This is a genomic window from Alkalicoccobacillus porphyridii (assembly GCF_007293315.1).
Lineage (GTDB): Bacteria > Bacillota > Bacilli > Bacillales > Bacillaceae_D > Alkalicoccobacillus > Alkalicoccobacillus porphyridii.
Genome location: NZ_VLXZ01000004.1, coordinates 254,092 through 269,602 on the forward strand (window position 1 = coordinate 254,092; position 15,511 = coordinate 269,602).

The window sequence follows — 15,511 nt, forward strand, 5'->3', positions numbered from 1 at the left end:
ACAAAGTAAGAGGTTAAAGACGGAGGGGAGCCCGTCCGCATGTATAGCTTACACTACCTTTTTTATCTAGTTCAACAGATAAAATCTATATTTACAAAAACTTAACTATTTTTCTGCTAATACTCATCAACTGATTTTAAGCTCTAGCTTCACCGGACAGTGATCACTACCATAAATATGTGCATCAATAGCAGCATCTTTAACATGTCCTTCAAGCTGCTTTGATACTAGAAAATAGTCTATCCGCCAGCCTATATTTCGTTCACGAACTTTGGCCATGTAGGACCACCACGTAAACGCATCATCTCTTTCTGGATAAAAGAGTCGGAATGAATCAAGATAACCCGCCTCGAGTAATCGATTAAACTTGCCTCGCTCTTCATCAGTAAAACCAGCGTTCCCAATATTGGCTCGATCATTTTTTACATCAGTAGGCTGGTGCGCAACATTTAAGTCTCCACATAGAATGACTGGTTTTGTTTCTTCTAGCTGTTTAATGTATGTACGCGCAGCTTCCTCCCAAAGCATACGATAGCCTAAGCGCGTGAGATCCCTTTTTGCATTTGGCGTATACATTGTAATGAGATAAAAGTCTTCATATTCTAGAGTGATCACACGCCCTTCTAAATCCTCGATTTCCTCTCCTAGTCCGTACGTTACCGAAAGTGGTGCTTTTTTTGCGAAAATCGCTGTACCGGAGTACCCTTTTTTCTCTGCATAATTCCAGTATTGTTGATAACCTTCTAGGTCAAGATCAATCTGACCCTCCTGTAGCTTTGTTTCCTGCAAACAAAAGAAATCTGCGTCCTGCTCGTGAAAGTAATCTAAGAATCCTTTTTTCACACAGGCCCGAATGCCGTTTACGTTCCAAGATATAAATTTCATGTCTTCCCCCATAATGCTTCAAGCTAATTTTTTGACGTTTGTCGACTCCTCCATCATAATAAACAAAACTTCATCGGTCTACCTTTTCACCTTAGCAAAAAATAAGTCATAAAACTTGAAAGGTCAAAAAAGGTCAGGTATAATACAACTATAATCAAAAAACAAAGAAGCAGTTCATTTGACTATGCTCTGCTTAGGTTTTATGATTAAGGTCAGACTTAGTCAACACCTCTTGGTCTTTCTTTTTTATCCAAAAGGTCAAAGTTAATCAAAGTCTAATTCACTCTTATGTAGGAGGAATGTAAAAATGAAATGTCAACATTGTCAAGAACGCAACGCCGAAGTAAATGTGAAATTAATGATCAACAACCAGGCTCGTAACATACATCTTTGCACTGAATGCTTTCAAACGCTCCAGCAACCGATGAACAATCAAGGTGGATCCTTTGATGATCTGTTTAATCAATACTTTGCCAACCAAAGTGCGAATGCACAGCAAGGCACAAAACAAAAAGTACGTGATGGTCAAGGTTCAGGCAACGGATTTTTAGATCAGTATGGTCGTAACCTAACCGCAAGCGCTAAGGAAGGTCAAATTGACCCAGTCATTGGCCGCAAGGATGAGGTTGAACGTGTGATTCAGGTGCTTAGTCGCCGTACAAAAAACAACCCCATCTTAGTTGGTGAAGCCGGTGTCGGTAAAACGGCGATTGCTGAAGGTCTAGCTCGAAGAATCGCTGAAGGTTCTGTACCATTTAAAATGAAGGATAAGCAGATTTACAGCTTAGATCTTACATCTCTTGTAGCGGGAACAAGCTACCGAGGCCAATTTGAAGAAAATATTCAAAAACTGATTCAAGAGGTTGAGAAAAGGCAAGATGTGATCCTATTTATGGATGAGATTCATATGATGGTTGGTGCAGGTGCTTCTTCAGAAGGTGGCATGGATGCATCCAATATTCTTAAACCAGCGCTTGCACGTGGAAAATTTCAATTAATTGGAGCGACTACGTTAAAAGAGTTCCGTCAAATTGAGAAGGATGCAGCTCTTGAGCGTCGTTTCCAACCAGTCACGGTAAAAGAGCCAACGCTTGAGCAAACCTTTGAGATTCTAAAGGGACTACGTCCAATCTATGAAGCCTATCATCATGTCGCTTATTCTGATGACGTGTTACGCTCAAGTGTCGCATTATCCGATCGCTACATTCAAGATCGTTTCCTACCGGATAAAGCGATTGATTTGTTAGATGAGGTTGGTTCTAGATTGTCTCTTTCTGATGAAAATCAAGATAAAGAACAAATGAAAGAACGCCTTAACAAAATTAAAGCAGATAAGCAAAAAGCCTCTGAAGTAGAAGACTATGAAAAAGCTGCCCTACTTCGTCAAGAAGAGCTTGTGCTAGAAGAGCAATTGGATAAGACAAACGGAGAAGCATTAGAAGTCTCTGTTGAATTAATCCAAGAGATTATTGAAAAGCGCACTGGCATTCCAGTCAAGAAACTTCAAAAAGCTGAACAGCAAAAAATGAAAGATCTAGCTTCCCGTCTTGAAGGACAGGTCATTGGTCAAGACGAGGCTGTTGAAAAAGTAGCCAAAGCCGTTAAACGTAGCCGCGCGGGATTAAAAGCGAAAAACCGTCCAATTAGCTTCATGTTCATTGGCCCAACTGGTGTCGGTAAAACAGAGCTAAGTAAGACATTAGCGGCTGAGGTATTTGGTAGTCGTGATGCGATGATTCGTCTCGATATGAGTGAGTTTATGGAGAAACATTCGGTTTCTAAATTAATTGGTTCCCCTCCTGGTTATGTTGGCCATGAAGAAGGTGGACAGTTAACAGAGCAAGTCCGTCGCAAGCCTTACAGTATCATCCTACTTGATGAAATTGAAAAGGCACATCCGGATGTTCAGCATAGCTTCCTGCAAATTTTAGAGGATGGTCGTTTAACTGATAGTCAGGGTCGTGTGGTATCCTTCCAAGATACAATTATTATCATGACATCAAATGCGGGAGCCGGAGTTCAAAAAGCGACAGTTGGTTTTAACGGTAGTCAAAGCAAAACTCTTGGCATGCTTGAAGCATTAAATGATTACTTCAAGCCAGAATTCTTAAACCGTTTTGACGGCATTATTGAATTCAACCAGCTGACTCAAGAAAATCTAGTAGCCATTGTTGACGTTATGCTTGATGAACTACGTGACCGACTAAGTGAGCAGCAGATTGAGATGACAGTCACGGATGTTGCGAAACGTAAGCTAGCCGAGCTTGGCTATCACCCTGCATTCGGTGCTAGACCATTACGCCGAGTAATTCAAGAAACAATTGAGGATGAAATTACAGAATTGATCATTGATCATGAGACTTTAGAGAAAGTTCAAGTAAGTGTATCAAAGGATCAGATTCAATTAAAAAAAGCATAAAGTTTTAGAAGAGAGTCTTCCAAATGGGAGGCTCTTTTTTTGAGGGTTTTGCGCAGGCAGAGTTGTATGAGTCATGCCTAGACAAACAGGATTCATTGTATGACGTAAAGTAATTTCATTCATTCAATACAAAAAAACAGCAAGCTAAGCCCGCTGTTTTCATTCCATTACACTAAAGATTGAGCGCCATCTACATACATTTCCATACCAGACACGTGACTTGATTGATCAGTTAATAAGAAACTTACCACGTCTGCTACCTGCTCTGGTTTACCTTGTCCTCCAAACGGGACGCCTTCTGGGTACTCAACTTTAATACGGATCTCTTCTAGATTCTCTTTAGGATGAGTGTTTTCTCCAATATTGGTTTCAATGGCACCCGGACAAATGGCATTTACTCGAATATTGTAACGTCCAAGTTCCACAGCTGCCATCTTCATAAAAGCCACTTGCGCGGCTTTTGAGGCACTATAAGCGCTCATACCTGTTCCGATATATTTTCGATTGCCATTAATAGAGCTAGTAATGACAATACTGCCTCCTCCATTTTTTAAATATGGAACGGCATGTTTTGTGGTAAGGAAAGTACCCCGTAGATTAATATTTATGGTTTGGTCCCAATCCTCTACATCCATATATTCAATGGCTGAAAATACTCCGTTCACTCCGGCATTCGCGAAAACGGCACGGATGGTGGCATCCGACCACATTTCAGATACTTGTTTAAAGGCTTGTTTAATCTCATTTTCATTCTGAACATCTACTTTAAAAGCGGCAGCCTTCCCTCCACTATCTTCAATTTCTTGAACGGTTTCTAAAGCCCTTTCCTTTTCTATATCAAAAACAGCCACATTAAAATGCTTCGTAGCTAATTGAATAGCTGTAGATTTTCCAATTCCTGAACCAGCTCCTGTAACAACTGCGATAGAAACATTTTCAGACTGAGACATGGTCAGCCTCCTTTTCAACTTTTAATAATGATTTCTACCCCTTGGTAGTTTGTTTCAAACTACATCAGAAGCAACTTCCCTTCTACTTTAATACTTTTTCATGCACTTTCGACACCATTCAGTTTTTTTCAAAAATAAACTACAAATTTTAAATTGTAATCAAACTGTAATCTCATTAAAATCTCTCTGTTATTAAGTTACGTTAAATTGGTAAATGTGAAACAACATAGAATTTTTACATACGATCGTTAAAACAACTATTCGGAGGTACATAATATGAAAACTAAAAATAACGTTAAAGGGCTTGTTATTAAAACGAGCTTTGTAGTAGGACTAGCTTCAGCTGCCACTTTTATGGCAGATTCAAGTGCGTATGCAAATGTAGACATGAGTAAGGTGGTTGAAGAAGATAAGGCGGCTGCTTCTCAACAAGCTGCTACTGAAAATGCGGTAGCTCAAGAGGAAACTCAAGCTGTCTCTAGCTCAACTCTTCGCCAAGGTCAAACGGGACAAGCTGTTAAAGACTTGCAAGCAAAGCTAGTAGACAAAGGCTATAATACAAACGGTGTAGATGGAATTTTCGGATCTGGTACTGAGCAAGCTGTTCGCTCATTCCAAGCTGATAATGGATTAACAGTTGATGGACTTGCTGGTCGTCAAACTCTTGGCGCACTAGGTGGGGCTTCTACTGCTTCAGCTCCGGCAAGCTCTAATACGGCATCAGCTAGTTCTTCATCTGATAACAGCACTGCTTCTGTATCAGAGGTTTCTGAAGCAAGTAACACTGTATCTGATGACTCTCAGGTTGCAGGAACACAAGTTTCAGCAAGCTATGGTTCTGCTATCGCAGCAGCTCAAAGCCAAATTGGAGCTCCTTACAAGTGGGGCGGAACGACTCCTGCTGGTTTTGATTGCAGTGGTTTTATAAACTACGCATTTAATCAAGAAGGAATTAGTCTTCCACGTACTGCTCAAGGAATTCATGACGCTTCAAACAAAAAATCTAAAGCAGATTTACAAGCTGGTGATCTAGTATTCTTTACTGGAACTTACAGTGGGGCTCCAACTGTTTCCCACGCTGGTATTTATGTAGGCGGCGGTCAATTTATTCATGCAAGCAGCAGTGGTGTTTTGCAAAGCAGTCTTAATAGCGGATACTGGAGCAACCATTACTATGGTGCTGGGTCTGTTAGATAAATAAATATAAAATATATATATTATAACTTATAGAAAAGCTGAACAGAAGACTGTTCAGCTTTTTTTGTATAAAATGAGCAAGGGTGAATGTTGCTCCAGAAATACCCTTGGCAATAATAAGTACAAGATGAAACCAGAGTCTTATTATACAGAGCGTCTTCTATCTAAGCATATTGAGGAATTGGAAGGTAACTGAGTGTCGGTGGGGTCTTCGGCTGCCGCTACCAAAAATGGGGGCACGCTTACCGCGGGAAGGTAATGAGCTAACTCGACTTCGACGATTTAGCTCATTGAACCTTTTTATCCCGCAGGTGTCGGCCCTCCATTTTCGTCCGCTTGATTAGAGAGGTATTGGAATTAGTATTTATATAAGCATAAGGACGTTACCATGAGGCAAAGATACTCTTGGTAACGTATTTTAATTCTTTGCAAACTCCTCATTTTGTTTAATTACGAACATGAGCGGAAGGAGAAAACGTAGACTCCTGCGGAACAGAACGTGTCTGAAGACATCGAAGTGGTGGTTTTCCGCTTCGAGGGCTGAGGCCGTTCCCGCGGAAAGCGAAGTTTTCTCCTGTAGCGGTGCATAAGCTCATTTCTAAATGACTTTTTCAGTGACCTTCTTTTTATCCCGCAGGTGTTTACCCTCCATTTTTGTCCGCTTGGTGAATGACAGGCATCAATTACAAATGCAGAGTCTAGATAACTCCCTACACAAGAAGATGTTTTTTCTTAATGAAGATTTTTTGCAGTGAAAGGAGTACGGCTCAACTTCTGTCCCTAAATTTTATTATAACTTCACTATGATTCGCCCTTTCACTTTCCCTTCTAAAATGTCTGCAAACGTTGTTGGTAATTGTTCGAGAGTGATTTCCTGAGATAATTCTGCCTCTAAACTCGTTGGTTTAAGGTCACTCGCTAGATGCTCCCAGACTTGCTGACGGATAGACATTGGACAGCGAACGGAGTCAATTCCTAACCAGTTAATGCCTCTTCCAATAAAAGGTCTAACATCTGTTGACACATCTAGCCCTCCAGCGAGTCCACTTGTAGCAACGGATGCCCCATAGGATAGCGTTGATATAATATATTGTGTGGTTTTCCCTCCAACTGGATCAATGGCACCAGCCCATCTTGTGGACCTTGTCGACTTACCTTCTTCATCAATTAGTTCATCCCGGTGAATCACATTTGTTGCGCCTAAGGATTTAAGGTAATCATGCTCCTGCTCTTTACCTGTTCCAGCTGTCACTTCATACCCACGGTTTGCCAGCATATTTACAGACAGACTGCCTACACCCCCGCTTGCCCCAGCAACCAACACAGGGCCCTGCTCTGGCGTTAACCCATTCTTTTCTAACTGCAAGATCGAGAGCGCAGCTGTGAATCCTGCCGTACCAAGGATCATCGACTCTCTTAAGCTTAAGCCGTCTGGTTTTTGAACCACCCAATCTGCTGGAATACGCGCTAATTCACTGAATCCTCCATGATGACCCGTTCCAATTTGATAACTTGTTGCAATGACTTCATCTCCCTCTTTAAATCGAGAATCCGTTGATTCCAAAACGGTGCCCGCTAAATCAATACCAGGGATTAATGGTGTCCATTCAGCAAGCATCCCAGAATGACCAACGATGCCATCTTTATAATTGACGCTTGAATAAGCGATTTTAATTAGAACGCCATCCGTAGAAAGCTGATCCACTCCCCACTCCTCAATGCTTGTTTTAACAGGGTCTGTATTATGTAATACAAATGCTTTAAATGTTTTCATTTACGCTCATCCTTTCAATTGTACTCTTCTTCTATTTCCCTTATTCTTAGATTTAAACCAATTTAGTTTACATAATAAATTTACGATTAACTTAGTGTTTCTCTCCGTTTAGACATGTCTTGAAATAGCGTAATTAGGGTAAAGATAAAGAGATGGGAAACTCGAAAGGGAGATGTTTATGTACAAAAAAGCGTTATTAATTTATAACATAAAAGCAGGACAAGAAGAAATTCAGGATCAACTTGGATTAATTGCTTCAGAATTAGTTCCTCTTGCACATACATTTATGTTTATTCAAACCTTAGAAAAAGGCGAGGCAGAAACACTTTGTGAATCACATGGGTCAGAAATTGATTTATTACTAATTGTTGGTGGTGATGGCACGGTTCATGAATGCATTAACGGCCTAATGAAACTTCCTGAAGATAACCGGCCTACTGTAGCGATTCTACCCGCTGGAACATGTAATGATTTTTCGCGTTCGCTTCAAATTCGCACGATTGAAGAAGCTATAGCAGCTATCAAGGTTGGGGCGCATCAACGACTTGATATTGGAGAAGCGAATCAGCGTTATTTCACGAATTTTATTGGGCTAGGATTGATTACTGAAGCCTCCCAGGCAAAAGAGGGTGAATTAAAAGATAAATGGGGGAAAATCGGATATATGGTGAGTGCACTCCAATCCCTTAAAAATCCAAATCTATTTACGTACAATTTAAAAACCGATTCTGAAACCTTTGAAGGTGAAGCCGTCATGGTTCTTGCTATGAATGGACACTATTTAGGAACGACTGGCCTTTTTGTTGAAAACAATCAAATGAACGATGGGCTGATTGACATCTATATTTTAAAAGAAGCTGGATTCTCACTTTTAAAAAATGTTTATAATAAATCTCGCTCAAACACTGAAAAGGAATGGCTCCGGGAAGCTGAAGATGTTCAAGTCATTCGCACCAGCTCATTTCAATTAGAAACAAACGATCAGCAATTAGCCGATTCTGATGGAGAGCTATATTTAGAAGCCCCTCTTACTGTTTCCATGCATGAGAAAGCACTTGATTTTATCTACGCGGAAGAGACAAATAACACGTAATTACTTGCTTTTTAAAAATATAACCGCGTACCAACTCTTAAAGTTGTACGCGGTTATTTGTCTACGATTTTGTTAAAGAACTTATCTATCTTGATACATATGGATTGTCCTTAATCCAAAAACGATAAGGGTAATATCTGGCCTCTCCTGTGTTATCTATCCCTATCCTCACACCTTCTTCAATTGCTTCCGGAGTCTCCCCTTTTGTTATATACAGCGGCGGCTTGGTTATATCCCACCCATAAAAATCCATGGTTATCCCCAGCGCTTTCGTTAACTTACCTGGACCATTAGAAACCTGACGACCCTTCCCCTTCTCTCCTCTTCTACTCCTCATTAGCTCATGACCCTCTATTGGTTCAACAGCTCGAACAAGAACAGCCTCAGGTATGTCCCGCTCATTGGCTACAATATTAAATAAACAATGTGTATGCATGACATATGTGTAAACCGTACCTGCTGACCCAAACATGACCTCCGTTCGTTTTGTTCGCCTTCCTAAATAGCTATGGGCTGCCGCGTCTTCGATTCCAAGATACGCTTCCGTTTCCACAATCCGACCAATGACGGTTCCTTCCTTACTTTCATGGACCAAATAGGTGCCTAATAAGCTTTTAGCTAACTCAAGGGTGGGTTGATGATAGAAGTCTGTCGGCAAAATATCGTTCATTGACTAGCCTTCATTCTACGCTCAAGCTTGCCTAAGATCATGTCGGCGATGATGGCAATCAGACACGCTGGAATGGCCCCAACATAAATTCTTACATCATTACGAGAATTAATTCCCGAAAAAATCTCTCTTCCTAACCCATCTCCCCCAACAAACGGTGCTAAGCTTGCTACACCTATCGCTATGACAGCCGCAATACGTAACCCTGCCATAATAAACGGCATAGCAAGAGGCAGCTGAACTTTAGTAAGCATTTGCCAATACGTCATCCCAATCCCAATACCTGCTTCTTGAATGGAAGAATCAACCTCTCCCAAGCCTACATACGTATGTCTAATGATTGGTAAAAGCGAGTACAAAAATAAACCAATAACTACCGTATAAAAACCCAGTCCAAAATAGAGCATTAAAAGAGCAAGAAGAGCTAGACTTGGTATGACTTGGAGTATATTCGCCACGGCTAAAATAAATGGTGCCAGCCGTTGATATCGATGAGCAAGAATCCCTAGTAACGTACCAACTAAAAGAGCCCCAGCTACCCCGCAAAAGACCATAAGCAGATGTTGTCCTGTGTATAATAAAAGCAGATCCACGTTGCTCGCCATATACGTTATGATTTCAGTAATAAATTCGATTTAGATCATCCCCGTTACTCATTGATTAGCTCTCGGCTTTCAAGAAATTCAATTGCTACATCTCGTTCACTACGATTATTAATATCTACTTCATAATTTAAACGAGTCACAAGCTCTTCATCCATGGACCCAATTAACTCTTTCATGATGTCATCTATTTCCGGAAACTCTTCTAATGTGTCATTGCGAACGAGCATGGATGCATCATATGGAGGGAAGAAACTCAAATCATCTTCTAAAGTTTGCAAATCAAATTCATATAAGCGTGGATCGGTTGAATAGGCTAAAACAACCTCTACTTCCTCCTGTGCTACTGCCTCATAGACAAGGTTAATGTCCATGGTGTATGTATTCTCAAATGTGAAATCATAGTGCTCAACAAAGGCTGGGTAACCATCTTGCTGTCTCTCCATCCACGAGGAATCTACTCCAAACCTCATTTGATTCTGATTTTCTTTCAAGTCAGAAATATTCTCAAGATCATATTCATCTGCATAAGCACCGCGAACTGTTAAAGCATAGGCGTTCTCCCAGCCTAATGGGTCATACCATGTAAAGTCATAGTATTCCTGAAAACCATCCTGCGCTTGTTCCAGCACTTCATCTCGATCTGTTGTTTCTTCAATTGGGAAGAAATTATTAAGAATGACGCCTGTATACATAAGGGCCATATCTAAGTCGCCACGATCCATCGCATTTATGATCATTGGATTAGACAATAAATCAGGTGTGACATCTACCTGTATATTCGTTCGATCTTCAATGAGAGCCTTATAAACCTCAGCCATAATTTTTGTTTCAGTATAAGTTGCCGCACCAATTTTTATTGTGTCCCCGGAATGGCAAGAGCCGAGAAAGATCATCGATGTTAGCGCAGGCCATATCATCCATTTTCTTAGCTGCTTCATATTTATCTCCTTTTTCTCATTACTGAGTACTGCCTTGACGCTGCTTACTAAATAGTCCTAACACTAAGTCAACCAATAATGCTAAAATGACTGCCGTGGCTGCACCTGTAAAGATTAGAAAGTTATCATTGTTTGACATGCCCGCCATAATCAAATCACCTAGGCCTCCTGCACCAATTAATGCTGCCAGTGTGGTCCAGCTAATAATGTAAACGGTCGTTAAGCGGATACCAGAAAGTATATAGGGAAACGCAAGCGGTAATTCAATTTTCCATAGACGCTGCATCGAGCTGTATCCCATTCCTATGGCAGATTCAACTACACCTTCATCCACTTCTTTAATACCCGAATAAGTGTTACGTAATAACGGTAACAATGAATATAAGAAAAGTGCTATAACTGCTGGTGTCATACCGATACCCAAAATAGGAATAAAAATCGCTAAAAGAGCGATCGTTGGAACGGTTTGAAAGATATTAGCCAATGTGAAAACCACACTGTTCAGTACGCCTTCTTTCATACGGGTTAATAAGATTGCTATTGAAATGGCTACTAAGCAGCCTAGGAGAACAGCCAAAGCAACGATAGATAGGTGCTGCCAAAGGCTCGCAAGGATGTCCCCATAACGATTGGCAAGAAACGCACCATAATCCTGTATGACCGTCATCTACCCCACCCCATTCTCTGTAGGGAAAACATCTGCCATTAAACGAACCATGCTGCCCCTCGTAATTACACCTAAAAATTCATCCTCTTTAGAAACCACAGGAACATACGGAATGTTATGTTCACTCATATACTCAAGTGCTTCAGTAAACGGACGATCTGGCTCAAGTGTATATTGAACAGGAATCATAACATCCTTTAATAATTTGGTTTCATCTTGATACTGCTGAAGCACCGTCAAAATAGGTGCGTAGCCCAGGAGCTTTCGTTTACGATCAACAACTAGTAATGAATCTACCTTTCTTTGCTCCATTAACTTAATGGCTGCTGCCAAACCGCGTTCAGGATAGGCGGTGGCAGGGTTTTCAACCATCACTTCGCGAACGGAGGGAATTTCATCTATGCCCATTATGCCTTGATCCTGTTTATGCTCCTGCAGTCGCTTTTTCCCTATAAACGTTTTTACGAATTCGTTGGCAGGATGTCGGATGATTTCGTCAGGTGTTCCTGTTTGTACAACCTCGCCATCCTTCATTAAGATAATATTATCTGCAATTTTGATTGCCTCATCCATATCATGCGTAACAAATACAATGGTTTTTTGTACACTCTCCTGGACCTGTATAAGCTCTGCTTGAAGCTGTTCACGACTTATTGGATCAAGTGCACTAAAGGGCTCGTCCATGAGAATGATATCAGGCTCTGCAGCTAGCGCTCGGATGACTCCTATACGCTGCTGCTGCCCCCCACTCAACTCTTTTGGTTTTCTTTTTCGATATGTATCAGGTTCTAAATGAACCATCTGTAATAATTCGTCTACCTTAGCCTGTGTCTTTTGCTCTTCCCACTTCAATAACCTTGGTACAACTGCTACGTTATCTGCTATTGTCATATGTGGGAATAACCCGATATTCTGAATTACATAACCAATCTTTCTTCTTAATGAAACAGCGTTCACTTGACTAATATCCTCATTATTGATTAAAACAGTGCCTTCACTCGGTTCAATTAATCGATTAAGAAGCTTCATGGTCGTTGACTTACCGCATCCACTTGGACCAATAATGACATGGATTTTACCGGCCTCCAGCGTAAGATTAATATGATTTAACGCTTTAAATCCATCAGCATATTTCTTAGTAATTCCTTTTAATTCAATCATTTTGCGCCTCCATCTAAATTGAATATACCTAAAGCTTATATGTACCCTATTCATGAACATTTAACCCCTAAAATAGAGGGTTAGTTCTTAAGTATTTTTATTACTATTTGAAAATGAAGTAGATCAGTAATGCTTCGAAATAATCATTTTAAAAATGGAGCGGAGAAAAACTTTAAAACTAACTATATCACTCGAACATTGGAACAAATCCGCTACAGGAGATTCCCTCGCTTTCCGTGGGCACGGCCTCAGCCCTTGAAGTGGAAAACCATCACTTCAATGTCTTCAGACTCGTGCTGTTCCACAGGAGTCTCGGGTTCTCCCTACGCTAGATACGATCAAATCAAGAAAAGACAAGTAATCCTTCTTCTTAATGCAATACATTGTCCAGTGAAGAAAGCACAAATTCAAGCTAATGGGATAGATAAACAAGATGTCCTTCTAACTATTCATTCACCACGTTTCATTTAAATACATGACTATATTTCACCATTTAAAAAACACCCCAAACGTTAGAATTTTCTAACATTTGGGGTGTACTACTGGATTATTTGTCTTCTCATATCCATTGATCCATTAAATGTAGTAGATCTAAAAGCTTCTCTTACCCATCCACTTTACTACCATCTATTCAAGGTATTCTATGTTGTGTTCTTCCATTAAACGTTCTAATTCATTATGGAAATCAGTCATATTTTGATAGTCTAGAAACATTTCATCAGCTTCGACTAATAAATCTTCATCTTCTTGATAAAATCCTTCCACTTCTTTTTCGCCCGCTTCCCAGTAGACCTCATTCTCTAAAAGATAAAGTTCATGTAATTCCTGTACTTCAGTTGTTTCAGGCTGAATTCCGTGTAAAAATTCATATTGTTCATCTAAATAGGGCTTAAAATCTGAGTGATAAAACTCATAGAATTCTTCATTTGATAAATCTTCTGTTTCTAAATAAAAATCTTCCCATGCTGCGGAGACTTCTTCTTCATGTGGAACTATTTGCTCATTCATATAGGTTTCGAGGTCGTCGACAACCGCATTCCCAAACAGACCACAACCACTCAATATGAAAGTCAAACCGAGTCCGACTACACCTACACCTGTTTTCCAGCTACTCATTCTTATATCTCCTATTCTATGAATAATCTACGATACAAATTCTACCATGAGTAGACATTTATATGCAAAGATTGATCAAAGAAGACGTACATTCATTACTATATACTGAATTCTTCAGGTGAAAAGACATGGACCTGTTTGGGCTTACTGTAGACAACTTCACCAATGGTAAGGTTCAGGTCTGTAAATTCATTCTTAGGCAGCTCGATTTCCATTGTTTCCTGATTGTCTAAATTGGTTGCCTCGAGGAAAACAATGGGACCTACAGGCTGAATATGAGTAATTTTAATAGGAAAGGCTCCTTCTCCACTCACACGATGAAGCTCCATTTGATGGGGACGTATATAGCCGACGACATCTGAATCCTCCAGATGCCCCCCACCAGCAGCTCTGAGTGAGATGGTCCCTGTATTTAAATTACCTGCCTTTAAACGACCTTTAAACAGGTTCACATTTCCTAAGAAGTCAAATACAAACGGACTGTTAGGATGCTCATAGACCTCATCAGGGGTACCCACTTGCTCAATTCGCCCATGGTTCATGACAACAATTCTATCTGCCACATCCATTGCCTCTTCCTGGTCATGTGTAACAAAAATACTGGTGACATTAAATTGGTTATGCAAATTACGTAACCATCGACGTAGCTCTTTTCGTACCTTAGCATCTAAGGCTCCAAATGGTTCATCTAGTAGCAGTACCTCTGGTTGCACTGCAAGTGCTCTGGCTAAGGCGACTCGCTGTCTCTGGCCACCAGAAAGCTGTGAAGGGTAGCGTTTCTGCAGCCCATCCAGCTTTACTAGGTTAAGTAGTTCATCCACTTTATTTTTAATTTCTTGTTTTGATGGGCGTTTGCTTCTTGGACGTACACGCAGTCCATACGAGATATTATCGGCTACTGTCATATGCGAAAATAGAGCATAGTGTTGGAATACAAACCCTACCTGTCTTGAGATCGCATTAACATTGGTCATATCTTTTCCATTAAAAACAATCGAGCCCTCACTTGCTGCTTCCAGCCCAGCTATGATTCGAAGCAAGGATGTTTTGCCTGAGCCCGATGGTCCGAGTAATGCAATTAGCTCTCCCTTTTGAATGGACAATTGTATTTGTTCTAATGCTTTAAATGACCCGAAGTACTTTGAAACTTGATTAATTTCTATCGACATCTTGCATCCTCCTTATAGCTCTGGACTTTTTCGCTCTACAATATTCTTAATGACTAGTGTGATAATCGCCAAAATGGACATGAGCGAAGCCACCGCGAATGCAGCTGTGAACATATATTCGTTATACAAAATTTCCACATGTAATGGCATGGTATTTGTTAAACCACGTATCTTTCCGGAAACAACGGATACAGCTCCAAATTCCCCTATTACACGAGCATTACAAAGGATAACTCCATACAGTAGTCCCCATTTTATATTTGGAAGTGTGACATGCCAGAAGGTTCGAAGCCCATTCGCACCTAATGAAAGGGAGGCCTCTTCTTCAGATGTTCCTTGTGCTTGCATTAAAGGAATAAGCTGACGTGCCACAAAAGGAACGGTCACAAACATTGTCGCAAGCACGATACCAGGAACAGCAAAGATAATTTGAATATTATTTGCAAGTAACCATTCCCCAAGTAGGCCATGAACCCCAAATAACAGGACAAATACAAGCCCTGCAATAACTGGAGAAACCGCAAAGGGGAGATCAATTAATGTGATGAGAAAGCTTCTACCTTTAAACTGAAATTTTGATAATGCCCAAGCAGCCATTACGCCGAAAATCGTATTCAGCGGAACAACAATCGCCACAGTGAGTAGGGTTAATCGTATGGCAGATAAAGCGGCTGGTTCTGTAATGGATTCTATATACACTGTCCATCCCCCAGCAAATGCTCGCACAAAAATGGCTGTTAGCGGAAGAATTAAGACAAGGGCTAAAAACAAAAAGGATAAACTAAGTAAAATCCATTTCACCCAAGTCTTCTTTTTTTGCTGATTATGTAGAGGCAATGGTTTAGATGTTTCCATTTCTATACTCAT

Annotated in this window: 14 protein-coding genes; 3 read left to right on the forward strand and 11 right to left on the reverse strand. The window is 40.5% G+C overall.

What is annotated here, in order from left to right; translation table 11 throughout:
• Window positions 1-126: 126 nt before the first annotated feature.
• Window positions 127-885: an exodeoxyribonuclease III gene (locus FN960_RS08645; protein ID WP_143848302.1), complete on the reverse strand. Its 759-nt coding sequence runs from the start codon at window positions 883-885 to the stop codon at window positions 127-129.
• Between the two features lie 307 nt (window positions 886-1,192).
• On the opposite strand from FN960_RS08645, the gene FN960_RS08650 reads away from it, so the two are divergent.
• Window positions 1,193-3,304: an ATP-dependent Clp protease ATP-binding subunit gene (locus tag FN960_RS08650; protein WP_143848303.1), complete on the forward strand. Its 2,112-nt coding sequence runs from the start codon at window positions 1,193-1,195 to the stop codon at window positions 3,302-3,304.
• 167 nt (window positions 3,305-3,471) lie between these two features.
• Here FN960_RS08650 and FN960_RS08655 read toward each other — a convergent pair whose 3' ends face one another.
• On the reverse strand, window positions 3,472-4,254 hold the full coding sequence (locus FN960_RS08655; protein ID WP_143848304.1) for an SDR family oxidoreductase: 783 nt from the start codon (window positions 4,252-4,254) through the stop codon (window positions 3,472-3,474).
• Between the two features lie 276 nt (window positions 4,255-4,530).
• Here FN960_RS08655 and FN960_RS08660 point away from each other — a divergent pair, with 276 nt between their 5' ends.
• The gene (locus FN960_RS08660; protein ID WP_143848305.1) at window positions 4,531-5,451 is read left to right on the forward strand and encodes a C40 family peptidase; all 921 of its coding nucleotides are present in this window, start codon (window positions 4,531-4,533) and stop codon (window positions 5,449-5,451) included.
• A gap of 790 nt (window positions 5,452-6,241) precedes the next feature.
• Here the strand turns inward: FN960_RS08660 and FN960_RS08665 are convergent.
• Window positions 6,242-7,225 (reverse strand): acrylyl-CoA reductase family protein, encoded by a 984-nt coding sequence (locus FN960_RS08665; RefSeq protein ID WP_143848306.1) that lies wholly within the window; start codon window positions 7,223-7,225, stop codon window positions 6,242-6,244.
• A 178-nt stretch (window positions 7,226-7,403) separates the two neighbouring features.
• Between FN960_RS08665 and FN960_RS08670 the strand changes: the two genes are divergently transcribed.
• On the forward strand, window positions 7,404-8,318 hold the full coding sequence (locus tag FN960_RS08670) for a diacylglycerol/lipid kinase family protein (RefSeq protein ID WP_185970973.1): 915 nt from the start codon (window positions 7,404-7,406) through the stop codon (window positions 8,316-8,318).
• Window positions 8,319-8,403: 85 nt separating this feature from the next.
• Here the strand turns inward: FN960_RS08670 and FN960_RS08675 are convergent, their stop codons facing one another.
• The 8 genes from FN960_RS08675 to cysW all read right to left on the reverse strand — a co-directional run bounded on the left by FN960_RS08675 (window position 8,404) and on the right by cysW (window position 15,511).
• On the reverse strand, window positions 8,404-8,988 hold the full coding sequence (locus FN960_RS08675) for a DNA-3-methyladenine glycosylase (protein WP_143848308.1): 585 nt from the start codon (window positions 8,986-8,988) through the stop codon (window positions 8,404-8,406).
• Window positions 8,985-9,593 (reverse strand): ABC transporter permease, encoded by a 609-nt coding sequence (locus FN960_RS08680; RefSeq protein ID WP_185970974.1) that lies wholly within the window; start codon window positions 9,591-9,593, stop codon window positions 8,985-8,987. Before FN960_RS08680 ends, FN960_RS08675 begins: the two co-directional genes overlap by 4 nt.
• A 44-nt stretch (window positions 9,594-9,637) precedes the next feature.
• Window positions 9,638-10,531 carry a glycine betaine ABC transporter substrate-binding protein gene (locus tag FN960_RS08685; RefSeq protein ID WP_143848310.1) on the reverse strand — a complete coding sequence of 298 codons (894 nt, stop codon included), beginning with the start codon at window positions 10,529-10,531 and terminating at the stop codon, window positions 9,638-9,640.
• 19 nt (window positions 10,532-10,550) lie between these two features.
• Entirely contained in the window at window positions 10,551-11,198 is a 648-nt protein-coding gene (locus tag FN960_RS08690; RefSeq protein ID WP_143848311.1) for an ABC transporter permease, read from the reverse strand.
• Entirely contained in the window at window positions 11,199-12,359 is a 1,161-nt protein-coding gene (locus FN960_RS08695; protein WP_143848312.1) for an ABC transporter ATP-binding protein, read from the reverse strand.
• Between the two features lie 627 nt (window positions 12,360-12,986).
• Window positions 12,987-13,475 (reverse strand): hypothetical protein, encoded by a 489-nt coding sequence (locus FN960_RS08700; protein WP_143848313.1) that lies wholly within the window; start codon window positions 13,473-13,475, stop codon window positions 12,987-12,989.
• A 98-nt stretch (window positions 13,476-13,573) separates the two neighbouring features.
• A complete protein-coding gene (locus FN960_RS08705; RefSeq protein ID WP_143848314.1) occupies window positions 13,574-14,644 on the reverse strand; it encodes a sulfate/molybdate ABC transporter ATP-binding protein in 1,071 nt (356 codons plus the stop codon).
• A 12-nt stretch (window positions 14,645-14,656) separates the two neighbouring features.
• Complete coding sequence (gene cysW / locus FN960_RS08710; protein ID WP_143848315.1) at window positions 14,657-15,511, reverse strand: sulfate ABC transporter permease subunit CysW; 855 nt, start codon at window positions 15,509-15,511, stop codon at window positions 14,657-14,659.